Source organism: Sulfitobacter sp. 1A12779, assembly GCF_043557315.1.
In the GTDB taxonomy this organism is placed as follows: domain Bacteria; phylum Pseudomonadota; class Alphaproteobacteria; order Rhodobacterales; family Rhodobacteraceae; genus Sulfitobacter; species Sulfitobacter faviae.
Genome location: NZ_JBIFFU010000004.1, coordinates 154048 through 166075 on the forward strand (window position 1 = coordinate 154048; position 12028 = coordinate 166075).

At 62.9% G+C, this 12028-nt stretch carries 14 protein-coding genes; 3 read left to right on the forward strand and 11 right to left on the reverse strand.

Features of this window, described 5'->3' with window-relative positions; genetic code table 11:
• Positions 1-20: 20 nt before the first annotated feature.
• From clpX to ACGYLQ_RS07170, 11 genes are all read right to left on the reverse strand, one after another.
• Entirely contained in the window at positions 21-1289 is a 1269-nt protein-coding gene (gene clpX, locus ACGYLQ_RS07120) for an ATP-dependent Clp protease ATP-binding subunit ClpX (protein ID WP_067267540.1), read from the reverse strand.
• 124 nt (positions 1290-1413) lie between these two features.
• Positions 1414-2070 carry an ATP-dependent Clp protease proteolytic subunit gene (locus ACGYLQ_RS07125; RefSeq protein ID WP_067267539.1) on the reverse strand — a complete coding sequence of 219 codons (657 nt, stop codon included), beginning with the start codon at positions 2068-2070 and terminating at the stop codon, positions 1414-1416.
• 121 nt (positions 2071-2191) lie between these two features.
• Entirely contained in the window at positions 2192-3250 is a 1059-nt protein-coding gene (locus tag ACGYLQ_RS07130) for a c-type cytochrome (protein ID WP_394441522.1), read from the reverse strand.
• Positions 3234-4496, reverse strand: coding sequence for a sulfite dehydrogenase (gene soxC / locus ACGYLQ_RS07135; RefSeq protein WP_394441525.1), 1263 nt, complete (start codon positions 4494-4496; stop codon positions 3234-3236). The genes ACGYLQ_RS07130 and soxC overlap by 17 nt, the downstream gene beginning before the upstream one ends.
• A 73-nt stretch (positions 4497-4569) precedes the next feature.
• The gene (gene soxB, locus ACGYLQ_RS07140) at positions 4570-6270 is read right to left on the reverse strand and encodes a thiosulfohydrolase SoxB (protein WP_394441527.1); all 1701 of its coding nucleotides are present in this window, start codon (positions 6268-6270) and stop codon (positions 4570-4572) included.
• 87 nt (positions 6271-6357) lie between these two features.
• On the reverse strand, positions 6358-7209 hold the full coding sequence (gene soxA, locus ACGYLQ_RS07145; RefSeq protein ID WP_394441530.1) for a sulfur oxidation c-type cytochrome SoxA: 852 nt from the start codon (positions 7207-7209) through the stop codon (positions 6358-6360).
• A 44-nt stretch (positions 7210-7253) separates the two neighbouring features.
• Complete coding sequence (soxZ, locus tag ACGYLQ_RS07150; protein WP_168613464.1) at positions 7254-7583, reverse strand: thiosulfate oxidation carrier complex protein SoxZ; 330 nt, start codon at positions 7581-7583, stop codon at positions 7254-7256.
• A 31-nt stretch (positions 7584-7614) separates the two neighbouring features.
• Positions 7615-8034, reverse strand: coding sequence for a thiosulfate oxidation carrier protein SoxY (soxY, locus tag ACGYLQ_RS07155; RefSeq protein WP_168613463.1), 420 nt, complete (start codon positions 8032-8034; stop codon positions 7615-7617).
• Between the two features lie 122 nt (positions 8035-8156).
• Positions 8157-8633, reverse strand: coding sequence for a sulfur oxidation c-type cytochrome SoxX (gene soxX, locus ACGYLQ_RS07160; protein ID WP_197471006.1), 477 nt, complete (start codon positions 8631-8633; stop codon positions 8157-8159).
• A gap of 136 nt (positions 8634-8769) precedes the next feature.
• Positions 8770-9354, reverse strand: coding sequence for a thioredoxin family protein (locus tag ACGYLQ_RS07165; RefSeq protein WP_394441533.1), 585 nt, complete (start codon positions 9352-9354; stop codon positions 8770-8772).
• A gap of 28 nt (positions 9355-9382) precedes the next feature.
• Positions 9383-10120, reverse strand: coding sequence for a cytochrome c biogenesis CcdA family protein (locus ACGYLQ_RS07170; RefSeq protein ID WP_394441536.1), 738 nt, complete (start codon positions 10118-10120; stop codon positions 9383-9385).
• 97 nt (positions 10121-10217) lie between these two features.
• Here ACGYLQ_RS07170 and ACGYLQ_RS07175 point away from each other — a divergent pair, with 97 nt between their 5' ends.
• The 3 genes from ACGYLQ_RS07175 to ACGYLQ_RS07185 are packed head-to-tail and all read left to right on the forward strand — an operon-like array spanning position 10218 to position 11975.
• Positions 10218-10589: a hypothetical protein gene (locus ACGYLQ_RS07175; RefSeq protein ID WP_394441538.1), complete on the forward strand. Its 372-nt coding sequence runs from the start codon at positions 10218-10220 to the stop codon at positions 10587-10589.
• Complete coding sequence (locus ACGYLQ_RS07180; protein ID WP_394441540.1) at positions 10586-10924, forward strand: ArsR/SmtB family transcription factor; 339 nt, start codon at positions 10586-10588, stop codon at positions 10922-10924. Before ACGYLQ_RS07175 ends, ACGYLQ_RS07180 begins: the two co-directional genes overlap by 4 nt.
• Positions 10917-11975 carry a YeeE/YedE family protein gene (locus ACGYLQ_RS07185; protein ID WP_394441542.1) on the forward strand — a complete coding sequence of 353 codons (1059 nt, stop codon included), beginning with the start codon at positions 10917-10919 and terminating at the stop codon, positions 11973-11975. The genes ACGYLQ_RS07180 and ACGYLQ_RS07185 overlap by 8 nt, the downstream gene beginning before the upstream one ends.
• Positions 11976-12028 lie beyond the last annotated feature (53 nt).

Here is a 12028-nt window from a genome sequence, read left to right on the forward strand (position 1 = left end):
TATGACTTTGCCTTTTGCGCTTAGCCCGCGCTGGCTGGTTCTTTGCTTTCGCTGTCGGCGTGGATCATCAGCGGCTTGGCCTCGGATGAGACGGCCTCCTCGTTGACGACCACTTCGCTCACCGTCTCCAGCCCCGGCAGTTCGAACATCGTGTCGAGCAGGATGTCTTCGAGGATGGAGCGCAGACCCCGCGCGCCGGTCTTCCGCTCAATCGCGCGTTTGGCGATTGCCTGCAGCGCGTCATCGGTGAAGGTCAGCTGCGTGTCCTCCAATTCGAACAGACGCTGGTACTGCTTGACCAAGGCGTTCTTCGGCTCGGTCAGGATGGTGACCAGAGCGTCCTCGTCCAGATCTTCGAGTGTCGCCAGAACTGGCAGACGTCCCACGAATTCCGGGATCAGACCGAACTTCAGCAGGTCTTCGGGTTCGAGGTCAGTGAAAATCTCACCAATGCCGCGGGCGTCATTGTCACGCACATCGGCGCCAAAGCCCATGGCAGAGCCTTTGCCGCGCTGCGCGATGATCTTGTCGAGACCGGCAAACGCACCGCCGCAGATGAAGAGGATGTTCGTGGTGTCCACCTGCAGGAATTCCTGCTGCGGATGCTTGCGCCCGCCCTGCGGCGGGACGGAGGCCACGGTGCCTTCCATCAGTTTCAACAGCGCCTGCTGCACGCCCTCACCCGACACGTCGCGGGTGATCGAGGGGTTTTCAGACTTGCGGGTGATCTTGTCGACCTCGTCGATATAGACGATGCCGCGCTGTGCCCGCTCGACGTTGTATTCCGACGCCTGCAACAGCTTGAGAATGATGTTCTCCACATCCTCACCCACATAGCCCGCTTCGGTCAGCGTGGTCGCATCGGCCATGGTGAAGGGCACATCGAGGATGCGCGCCAGCGTCTGCGCCAGCAACGTCTTGCCGCAGCCGGTGGGGCCGATCAGCAGGATGTTGGATTTCGCCAGTTCAATATCGCCGCCCTTCTGGGCGTGGTTCAACCGCTTGTAGTGGTTGTGGACCGCCACCGAGAGCACGCGCTTGGCCATCGCCTGACCGATCACATAGTCGTCCAACACGCCGCAGATGTCGCGGGGAGTGGGCACGCCATCGGTCGCCTTGAGGCCCGAGGCTTTGGTCTCTTCTCGGATGATATCCATGCACAGCTCGACGCATTCGTCGCAGATGAAAACGGTCGGCCCCGCAATCAGCTTGCGCACCTCGTGCTGGCTCTTGCCGCAGAAGCTACAGTAGAGCGTATTTTTGCTGTCGTTGCCGGAATTATTCGCCATCTCAAACCTTTCAGGTCTGTCGTGTATGTCCGCCCCGGTCTTGGGGCCGCGAGATTTGGCCTCAAGCTTAGGCCAGTGACCCCGGCGCTACAATCGCAAAATATGCAGCGCCGGGCCCCTTCGATTACTTGTCTTTCTTGTCCTTGCCACCGGCGGCGGCCTCATCGGCCTTGCCACGGCTTTCGACGATCTCATCGAGATGGCCCCATTCCTTGGCTTCCTCGGGCGTCATCCACAGATCACGGTCGAGCGCTTTTTGGACGGTTTCCAGCGGCTGGCCGGAGTGTTTGACATAGAGCTGATACATCCGCTCACGGGTGCGTTCGATGTGGCGCGCCGAGATCAGGATATCTTCGGCCATGCCCTGCGAGCCGCCAGAGGGCTGGTGGATCATCACTTCGGCATTGGGCAGCGCGAAACGCATGCCCTTTTCGCCGCCGATCGCGATGACCGACCCCATAGAGGCCGCCATGCCGCAGATCAGGGTCGAGACCTTGGGCTTGATGTATTGCATCGTGTCGTAAATCGACAGGCCCGCCGTTACTTCGCCGCCGGGCGAGTTGATGTACATGCTGATTTCCTTGGAGGGGTTTTCGGCCTCAAGGTGCAACAGCTGGGCGACGACCAGATGGCTCATCCCGCTGTGGATCGGGCCATTGACGAAGATGATCCGCTCTTTCAGCAGACGCGAGAAGATGTCGTAGGACCGCTCGCCCCGGCTGGTTTGCTCAACCACCATCGGGACAAGCGTGTTCATATAGGTGTTGATCGGATCGTTCATGCGTGCCTGCCTCAGTTCCTGTTCGCGGGACCATACCCGCAAAACTGTTACCCAGAGATTAGTCCCCCCGGTATGGGGGTTCAAGGGGGGCAGGCACGACAGTCTGCGCTAATCGCGCCGATCACTCCGACGCGTCGCGCAGGTAGGCGATCAACGCGTCGATATCCTCGGGCTTGCGCACGCCCCGGAACGACATTTTAGTGCCTTTCATGAAGCCCTTAGGGTCCGCCAGAAAGGCGCTCAACTCATCGTGAGACCAGACCAACCCCTCTGCCGCTGCGGCCTGCATGGCTTTGGAGTAGCGGAAGCCGTCAACCGCACCCGCCGGGCCATCCACGATGCCGTTCAGCATCGGGCCGACACGGTTCTTGGCCTTGGCGCCGATCTGGTGACAGGATTTGCATTTGCGAAACGCCTTCTCCCCGGCCTTGATCTGCGCGGGATCGGCGGCGGGGGCTTCGGCCACCTCAACCGGCGCGGGGGTCTCTTCGGGGGCAGGCTCCGCCGCGGCTTTGGTCTCTTCGGCCTTAGCCTCTTCGGCTGCGGCCTTGGCGGCGGTCTCCTCGGGCGTCACGTCCAGCACGGCTGCGCGCATGGTGATCTCGACCGAGGGTTTGCAATCGCTCATGCAGGGCTCTTGCTTGAAGGACGCAAACTCGACCTCCGCCCGGTCATCGGGTTTAAAGGCCGCCTCATTCGGCAGGCGCAGCTCGGCGAAGTTCTCTGACGAGAGCACGAAACCCTCATCTACCTCGTCATTGAGATAGAGCAGATAGGCTGTGATCGCATAGACCTCGTCATCGCTCAGCGACTGCGCATCGCCAAAGGGCATCGCACGATTTACATAGTCGTAAACCGTTGAAAGGTATGGCCAATAGCTACCGATCGTTTTGACGGGGCGCATGTCGGTCAGGCTGCCCTGCCCGCCCGCGAGCACCGGCCAACGGCCCGTGCCCTCGCCAAAGACGCCGTGGCAGGAGGCGCATTTCGCGGTGTAAATCTCATCCCCGGTCATCACGTCGCCACGGCCCTCAGGCAGACCTGTGCCGTCAGGGCGCACGTCGATGTCCCACAGCGCGATCTCTTCAGGAGTGGCGGCGCGGCCAAGGCCCAAAGGCTCGGCGGCCAGCGGGCTCGCCAGCGCGGTGGTCAGGAGGGCAGCTTTAAGAAATCTCGACATTTTCGGCCTTTCCGTCTGCATCGACCGCCCAGGTCTGGATGCCGTTGTTGTGGTAGATCGAATTCTCGCCCCGGACCGCGCGCAGCGCGTGTTTGGTGGGTTGGACGTAGCCGGTGCTGTCATGCGCGCGGCTTTGCAGCAGCAGGGGTTTGCCGTCCCATTCGAAGTCGAAATAGAAGCGGTGCAGCGCCTTGGGCGTGCTCGGCCCGTCCATCCGCGCCTGATGCCATGTGATGCCGCCATCCAGCGTCACGTCCACGCGCGGGATCGTACCGCGGCCCGACCATGCCAGACCGGTCAGAACGGTCGGCCCCGGGCCATGGGTGATCGGCGCCTGCGGGCTGGGACTGGTGATGACCGATTTCGCATCCATCTCCCACGTGAACCGCCGCGCCACACCATCGGCCATGAGGTCGGTATATTTGCTGGTCTCCTCGCGGTGGTGCCAAGGCTGGTCGCCGACTTCGAGCCGGCGTAGCCATTTGACCCACATGTTGCCCTCCCAGCCGGGCACGACGAGGCGCACCGGGTAGCCCTGTTCGGGGCGCAGCGCCTCGCCGTTCATCTTGAAGGCCACGAGGCAATCGTCGAGCGCCTTTTCCATCGGGATCGACCGGCTCATCGCCGCGGCATCCGCGCCCTCGGCCAGCAGCCACTTGCCCTCGGGCTTCACGCCCGCTTCCTCCAGCACCAGCCGCAGCGGCACGCCTGTGTATTGAACGTTGTGGATCATGCCATGGGTGAACTGGCAGCCATTAAGCTGCGATCCGCGCCACTCCATCCCGGAGTTCGCCGCGCATTCGAGGAAATAGACATGGTTCTCGCGGGGGAAACGGTGCAGGTCGTCCATCGTCAGCACCAGCGGCTTGTTGACCAGCCCGTTGATCATCAGACGGTGCTGCGCGGGATCCACTTTGGCCACGCCCGAGTGGTGCCGTTCAAAGCAAAGCCCGTTGGGGGTGATGGTCCCATCAAGGTCATGCAGCGGGGTGAAGTTAATCGAGCTCACCGGGTCGGCAGTCAGCCATTCCACGGTGCGGCGTTTCACGTCCGCCTCATGCGGCGAGGGCATCCCGTAGGGGGCGACATCGACGCCGTCGCCCAACTCCTGCATCCATGGATGGATCGCGATGCCCGGATCGGTCTGCGCGACACTGGCCCCGCCCGCCAGCGTCCCCGCGGCCGCCGCCCCTGCCCCCGTCAGAAAGGCACGGCGCGATGGCCCCTTGTGGTTCTCTTCTGTCATGTCGTGGCCCTCACATATTCAAATTCATTTTATTGAATTTGTATCTATGTGAGAACCCCTATTCTCATTTTTCTTACTTTGGCAGAACGATTTTCACCGGGGTCCGGGCGCCTTCGCCCACGGTGTTCAGTTTCGAGATATGGCTCTCCACCACGTCCCAGATCGGCGGACCTTCGGTGCCCTCGTTGACCGAGGCCCAACCGGCCACGACATAGCTGCGCTGCGGATCAATCGGCTCGCCGGTGCTGAGCAAGGTCATCTCGCTAATCCGCTCGCCCTGCGGCTTGGCGATGTCCATCTTGAAGCCCATGCCACCGACGCGCACCATGTCGCCGCCTTGCTGGTAATAGGGATCGGGGTTGAACAGGTTGTCGCCCACGTCCTCCAACACGACTTTCAGGAATTCGCCCGTCATTTCCGTGCGATAGGCATTCGGATAGGTCATCGAAGTGACGTTGAAGATGTCCTCGCGGGTGATGTCCTGCCCCGGCAAGATCGACGGCCCCCAACGCACCCCGGGGCTGAGCGCGATCTCGGCGTCGCGCTCGCTCAGCAACGCGTCGCAGATGAGGTCATCCCACGTCCCGTTGAAATTGCCGCGGCGGTAGAGCAGCGCATCGCTCTGCCCCACCACATGGGTCAGATCCTCAAGGAAGGGCGCGCGCTGCGCGTCGATCAGCTTGGCCACCTCCGCGTCCGGCGTGATCAGATCCGAGAAGATCGGGATCAGCTTGTGCCGGATGCCCATCATCTTGCCGTCGCGCACGTCCAGATCCACGCGGGAGACGAATTTCCCATTCGAGCCGGAGGCGATGATATGGGTCTCGCCCACCAGAACCGGTTCGGGCAACGCGTCATGGGTGTGGCCCGAGAGGATCACGTCGATCCCCTTGACGATGCCGGCCATCTTCTTGTCGACGTCGAAACCGTTGTGGCTGAGGCAGACGACCAGTTCGGCCCCCTGCGCGCGGACCTCGTCGACCATCTGCTGCATATGCTCGTCGCGGATGCCAAAGGAGTATTCGGGGAACATCCAGCCGGGGTTGGCGATGGGCATATAGGGAAAGGCCTGCCCGATGACGGCGATCTTCACGCCCCCGCGCTCGAAGAATTCGTAAGGCTTGAACAGTTCCGCCGGCTCGTCCCATTCACGGTCAAAAATGTTCTGGCCGAGGGCAGCAAAGGGCAGCCCCTCGACGATCTCCTGCACCCGTTCGGAGCCCAGCGTGAACTCCCAGTGGAAAGTCATCGCATCGGGCTTCAGCGCGTTCATCACGTTGACCATGTCCTGCCCCTCGGTCTTCAGGCAAGTCATCGAGCCGTGCCAAGTATCGCCGCCGTCCAAGAGCAGCGCGTCGGGCCGGTCGGCGCGGATGGCATTGAGCACGGTGGCCACGCGGTCCAGCCCGCCGACCTTGCCGTAGGCCTGTGCTTGGGCCACGAAATCGTCGTAGGTCAGGGCATAATCCAGCGGCGTGCCGCCGCCGATGCCGTAGCGGACGCGGAAATCCTCGCCGGTGATATGGGGCACCTTGCCGCGGTTCTCGCCCACGCCGATGTTCACAGACGGTTCGCGGAAATAGATCGGCTTTAGCTGGGCATGGATGTCGGTCACATGCATCAGGGTGACATTGCCGAAGGTCTCGAATTCCAGCAACGCGTCCTGATCAAAGCGGTCCTGCGCCGCCAGCCGCGCCCAGTTGCCGAAGCCCGAGCCGCCATAGATAGAGGCCGCGGCCATGGACATTTGCAGAAAATCACGGCGAGACAGCATGTTACGCTCCAGCACTTGAAAACAGGGAAAGGCCCCGCCCCCATGCGGGGGGCGGGATCAGGTCAGGCGAAACGCCCGGAAATTAAATCAGTTACGCACCGAGGGGGCTTCGACCGACAGGCCGTTGCCGCGGCTGGCGACGTAGAGTTCCAGCGCCACGAACTCGGGGCTGCCGGGCTTGAATGTCTCGGCCCGCGTGTCGCGCACGCAGCCCTTGAAGCGCGCATGGGCGCTGTTGAGCTTGGTGTTCTTCAGACGGTAGACCGGGAAGCCGTTGATCTGGCCTTGGCTCAGGTGGTCGGCCCGGATCATGTTGCCGTAGTTGTCCTCGTGGCAATTGGCGCAGCTCAGCTCAAGCTGGCCGTAGCGGGTGTAGTACATCTCCTTGCCCTGCTCCCATGTGCTCTGGGCCGGGCCGTCGATCGCCACGTTGACCGGCATGCCGCGCGACTGGACCGAGATCAGCGCCTCCATCGCGGTCATCTGGCTGCCGGTGTACTTGTAGGGCTCGGCGCCCATCTGGTTCTCGCGGCAGTCGTTGATCTGCTGCGCCAGCGTGCGCACTTCGCCTGCGTCCTCGTTCCACTTCGGATAGACCGCGCGGACCCCCTTCATCGAGGTCTCCACGTCGTTGTGACACGACGCACAGGACTTGCCCTCGCTGCCCTCTGCCGTGTCCCACGCCGCCTGCGCCTGATCGACAAAGATCATGCCGGAGTTGTCGAAGTCGTCCATTTGAAGCTGCTGCGTCTCGTCCGAGCGGAACCGCCAGCCAGACATGATCTCGGGCAAGGCGCCGTCGAGATGCGCAGGCGCATCGGTCTTGGTCACCATCTCGATCTCGCCGTTGACGACAAGCTCGGCCTCCTCATCGGCGGCCCCCAGCGTGGGGGCGGCCACCAAAAGCGCCGCGACCGCGGTCATTGCCTTGAATTTCATGTCTTTCCTCCCTGTTCCATGCGCCGCTTGGCTGACCCGATGGGTCAGCCGATGGCGATGGATTTGACTTCTTCGTAGACCGAACCGTCGTCGTCGTACCACGTGAATTTGAACTCACCCGCTTCCGGAACGGTGGCGTCGAATTCGAAATAGGGGTTGGTCGACATCGCCGGTTCCATCTTCACGTCGATCACGTTCTCGCCGTTGAACTCGGCGGTGAAGCGGTTGATGATCGAACGCGGGATGACGTTGCCGTCGCTGTCCTTGCGCTGGCCCGATTCCATCGGGTGGCTGATCAGCGTCTTGATCGTGATGACCTCGCCGGCCTCGGCCTTTTTCGGCACTTTGACGCGGGGTGTTACACCTTCTGCCATTTTCTAAACTCCTGATTTGGGGCGCGCGGGCTTAGCCGCCGCAGCCACCGATTGTAACTTTGATCTCGGCGCTGGTGCGGGCAAATGTGCCGTCTTCCAGCTTGGCGATGGCGATGACATCTTGGGTCTGCGCCAGCCGGATGCGGGTGGAGGCGCTGCGCGAGCCTGCCAGCGGGCCGAAGTTGAAGGTGCCCACGGGCGGCGTCGGGTTGCCTGCGGCCAGCACCATGATGGCCGAAGCGCCCGGTGCCTCGACCGAGATTGGCACGGTGTTGCCGTTCTCGGCGATTTCGGGCGCGGTCAGGGTCACGCCGGTGTCGGCCATGTCGGCCCCGCCGGTGAATTCTGCGATCAGTTCGTCCACCGTGGCGGCCGAAGCCCCCACCGGCAGGATGGTCAGCGCCATGGCGCCAAGGCCGAGGCCCAGAGTTTCACGTCTTGAGAAGTTCATCTCTCATCTCCTTGTTCGTCTGCGGCGCGGGGCGCCGTCATTCCGTTCCACGAGGCTTAGGCTCGCGATCTCTTGCACCGGTCCACCGCCGCCGCCTGCTTTCGCAGGGCAGCGGGGCCGCGTTACTCTTCCTTAAGCGTCGCCAGAAAGGCCACGACATCTTCGATTTGCTGCGCGTCGAGCAGCGGCGGCAAAGGTTCGGTCCCCGCTTTGCCGGTGAAGCCGTCGCCGGGGCGGATATAGCCGCTGGTCTTGTAATAGGAAGGCATCATCGAGCCTTCGAAGGTCATCTTGCTATTGGCCACGATGCCGCGCAACTCGGCCTCGTTCCAGCGGTCGCCAGCCCCGTCGAGCATCGGACCGATTTCGCCCTGAAAAGGAACCTCGCTAAGCGCGCTGATCTGGTGGCAGGCCACGCAGTTGCCCGCCTTCTTGCTGCCGACGATGGCCGCACCCTTGGCGGCATCGCCGGGTGTCCCGGTCAGGGATTGTTCAACCGAACCATAGTCATCATAGGTCACGTCGGCAGGTGCCACGGTTTCAGCGGCGGCCAGAACGGGCGCGCCCGACACAATTGCGGCGGCGATCCATCTCATCATCGAAAACTTCCTCCCAGTGCCGATCACGGTGATGTGTGATCCGGTTTACCTGACCCTAAGACAGGGATGCGGCGCGGCGCAACAACAAATTCAAACTTTTGAATAGCTTTCCCCGTGCGGCGCCGCTTTTCCTCGGTCAATCCGTGCTGCCATTGTTGCGCTCTTGGATCATCCGCGCGTGGTAGCGTTGGAAATCCTCATCGCCGTCGAGCGCGTAGCGTTCCTCGTTCACCCAAGTGAGCATATCTAGCGTCGTGCCCTTGCCGAACGCCCCCGGCATCACCGCCACCGCCGCCTGCGGCACGGTCGCCTCTTCGGGCACCTCATGGGGCAGGAACATCAGCGTCGGGGTGAAGAGAATCCCCCATTTCCGCGCCATCTGCTTTTCCGAAAGCGTCTCCCCGTCGAAATCGGTCACCTCGATATCGCCATGCAGGTTCAGCTGCACAACAAAGTAATTCTCATCGATGTAGTCGGCGATTTCGGGGGTTGGGAAAACCTCTTCGTGCATCTTGGTGCAATAGATGCAGCCGCGTTGCTCGAACATCAGCATCAGACGTTTGTCCTCGCCCCGAGCCTCCTCCAGATCCTCGCGCAGATCTTTGAAGGTGTCGCGCATCCAGGGTGTCTTGTGCAGCCCGTCGTCGCCCAGTTCCGCCGCGGCCAAAGGCCATGCGAGCATCGCCGCCGCCACTGCGGCCCCTATCCTCGATCCGATCATCTTGGCGTCCTCCTCCTGATTGTTGCGTCTATCCTAGCGTCGTGAAGCTGGGGAACCAACGGATCATCGCATCCGCGATCAGTTGCACCCCGCCGGTCACGATCAGCACGGCAAAGAGGATCAGCATCACCCCCATCGCCTTTTCCACCTTTTGCACCAGCGCCATATGCCGCGCGGCCCAGTTGAGAAACGGTTTGGCGAAAAGCGCGGCCACCACGAAGGGCGCGGTCATCCCCGCGCCATAGGCGGCCAGCAACAGCCCGCCCCGCGCGATATCGCCCATGCCTGAGGCGATCATCAAAATCGCCGCCAGCGCGGGGCCGACGCAGGGTGTCCAGCCAAAGCCGAAGGCCAGCCCCATGACATAGGCGCCCCAGACCGAGGTGGGCTTGCCGCCCCCCTCCAGCCGCGCCTCGCGGTAGAGCAGCGGCACCTTGACCACGCCGAGGAAGTGCAGGCCAAAGACCGTCAGGATCGCGGCCGCCACCCAGCTCAGCGGCTCAAGGTACTGGGTGAACACCTGCCCGATGGCCGTGGCACCCATGCCGAGCAGAACAAAGATCGTCGTGACCCCGAGCGCGAAGAGCACCGAGGACAGCACCAAGCGCCGCTGCGCCCCCGGCGCGATTGCACCATCGCCGCGCAATTCGGTCACGCTGAGCCCCGCCATATAGCTGAGGTAGAATGGCACCATCGGCAGAATGCAGGGCGTAAAGAAGCTGAGCAGCCCTGCAAAAAGCGCGCCTGCATAGGTGATGTCGAACATGTTACCCCCCGCCCGCGCCGCGCCGGTCCGCCGCGCTTGAACAATTCACATATTCAAATTACGTTGAGTGTCGTCCAAACGTCAATCAGGCAAGCCGATGATCCGCACACTGACCGCCTTGAGCCTTGCGGCCCTGACCGCCCTGCCCGCCCAGCCCGTCGAGGCGGTGGAACTGGTCATGGTCGAACAACCCGGCTGCATCTATTGCCAGCGTTGGGACGAAGAGATCGCCCCCGCCTACCCCAAGACCGCCGAAGGGGCTTTCGCCCCACTGCGCCGCGTCGATATCTCGGCCGTGGAGGAAAGCGTCACCCCGCAGCGTAAGGTGATCTTCACCCCGACCTTTTTGCTGGTCGAAGAGGATGTCGAATTGGGCCGCCTCGAAGGCTACCCCGGTGCGGAGTTCTTCTGGCCCATGCTTGATACGCTCTTGCACGACAAGACCGATTTCGAGGACCCGACCGAATGACAACCTTGCCCGTGATGACCCCCGACATGTCCCAAGAGGACATGGACCGGATGCTGACCAACGCCGTGACCGCGTCGAACTTCCTTAAGGCGATCAGCCATGAGGGGCGGTTGATGATCCTGTGTCACCTCGTTTCGGGAGAGAAGTCGGTGAGCGAGTTGGAAGCCCTGCTCTCGACCCGGCAAGCCGCCGTATCGCAGCAGCTGTCGCGCCTCAGGCTCGAAGGGCTGGTGACTCCGCGTCGGGACGGTAAAACGATCTACTACCGGCTTGCCGATGACCGGCCCCGCAAAATGCTGGAACTGGTCTACGAATTGTTCTGCAAGGATGATTGAGCTTTGGGGCCAGCCGCTGACCGCCGCCCTTCTGGGCGGGCTGGGCGGCGTTTTGCTGGGCCTCGCCGCACGATTGGGGCGGTTTTGCACCCTCGGCGCGATCGAAGACCTGCTCTATGGCGGATCGGGCGACCGAATGCGGATGTGGGGGCTGGCCATCGGCGTGGCGATGCTGGGCAGTTTCACGCTTGCTAGCTTGGGGCTGATCAACCTCGACCGCGCCTTTCACCTGACGATTGCCTTCTCTTGGGCGCCTGCGGTCTTTGGCGGGCTGATCTTCGGCTATGGCATGGCGCTGGCGGGCACCTGCGGCTTTGGCGCTTTGGCGCGGTTGGGCGGCGGTGATCTGCGCGCCTTCGTGATTGTCTTGGTCATGGGGCTTGCGGCCTTTACCGTGCTCTCCGGCCCGCTTGCCCCGGCGCGCGCCCTGCTGTTCCCGCGTCGGATGAACGCCGGGCCGCCGGATGGGATCGCCCATGCGGTCGCCGCGCTTACGGGCGGATCGGTGGCGCTGATCGGCATTCTGCTGGGCCTTGCAGTCTGCCTGCTGATGCTCAGCGCCCGCAGCTTTCGCCGCGATCTGCGCAAAGTGGTCTGGGGCGCCGTGGCCGGGCTGGCGATCACCTCGGGCTGGGCGGGCACGGCGTGGCTGGCGCAGACCGGTTTTGGCGCGCAAACGCTGATGTCGCATAGCTATGCCGCCCCCGTGGGGGAGACGCTGCTCTATGCAATGCAGGGCTCGGTCCGCCCGCTCAGCTTTGGCATCGGCTCGGTCGCGGGGGTCTGGGTCGGGGCCTTTCTGGGTTCGCTCTGGCAGGGGCATTTCCGCTGGGAAGCCTGCGAAGACCCGCGCGAACTCCGCCGCCAGATATTCGGCGCGGGGCTGATGGGGGCTGGTGCGGTGATCGCCATGGGCTGCACCATCGGGCAAGGCATCTCGGCCATCTCGGTGCTGGCCTTCAGCGGGCCGGTGACCCTCGCCGCAATCTTTGCGGGCGCGGCTTTGGGCCTGCGCCAACTCATCGTAGGATTTCGCCGCAGCACAGTCTGACGCGTCATAAAACCGTGACAGTCATGGTGCAAATGGAGGCCAGCCAAGTCACC

What these genes read in the sequence shown, in the direction of transcription:
- soxB (WP_394441527.1), bottom strand. Translation starts at nt 6,270, where the DNA reads ATGCTGTCTCGCCGTGATTTTCTGCAAATGTCCATGGCCGCGGCCTCT.
- ACGYLQ_RS07125 (WP_067267539.1), bottom strand. Translation starts at nt 2,070, where the DNA reads ATGAACGATCCGATCAACACCTATATGAACACGCTTGTCCCGATGGTG.
- soxX (WP_197471006.1), bottom strand. Translation starts at nt 8,633, where the DNA reads ATGATGAGATGGATCGCCGCCGCAATTGTGTCGGGCGCGCCCGTTCTG.
- ACGYLQ_RS07130 (WP_394441522.1), bottom strand. Translation starts at nt 3,250, where the DNA reads ATGTCGAGATTTCTTAAAGCTGCCCTCCTGACCACCGCGCTGGCGAGC.
- soxC (WP_394441525.1), bottom strand. Translation starts at nt 4,496, where the DNA reads ATGACAGAAGAGAACCACAAGGGGCCATCGCGCCGTGCCTTTCTGACG.
- ACGYLQ_RS07180 (WP_394441540.1), top strand. Translation starts at nt 10,586, where the DNA reads ATGACAACCTTGCCCGTGATGACCCCCGACATGTCCCAAGAGGACATG.
- ACGYLQ_RS07170 (WP_394441536.1), bottom strand. Translation starts at nt 10,120, where the DNA reads ATGTTCGACATCACCTATGCAGGCGCGCTTTTTGCAGGGCTGCTCAGC.
- clpX (WP_067267540.1), bottom strand. Translation starts at nt 1,289, where the DNA reads ATGGCGAATAATTCCGGCAACGACAGCAAAAATACGCTCTACTGTAGC.
- ACGYLQ_RS07165 (WP_394441533.1), bottom strand. Translation starts at nt 9,354, where the DNA reads ATGATCGGATCGAGGATAGGGGCCGCAGTGGCGGCGGCGATGCTCGCA.
- soxZ (WP_168613464.1), bottom strand. Translation starts at nt 7,583, where the DNA reads ATGGCAGAAGGTGTAACACCCCGCGTCAAAGTGCCGAAAAAGGCCGAG.
- ACGYLQ_RS07175 (WP_394441538.1), top strand. Translation starts at nt 10,218, where the DNA reads ATGATCCGCACACTGACCGCCTTGAGCCTTGCGGCCCTGACCGCCCTG.
- soxA (WP_394441530.1), bottom strand. Translation starts at nt 7,209, where the DNA reads ATGAAATTCAAGGCAATGACCGCGGTCGCGGCGCTTTTGGTGGCCGCC.
- ACGYLQ_RS07185 (WP_394441542.1), top strand. Translation starts at nt 10,917, where the DNA reads ATGATTGAGCTTTGGGGCCAGCCGCTGACCGCCGCCCTTCTGGGCGGG.
- soxY (WP_168613463.1), bottom strand. Translation starts at nt 8,034, where the DNA reads ATGAACTTCTCAAGACGTGAAACTCTGGGCCTCGGCCTTGGCGCCATG.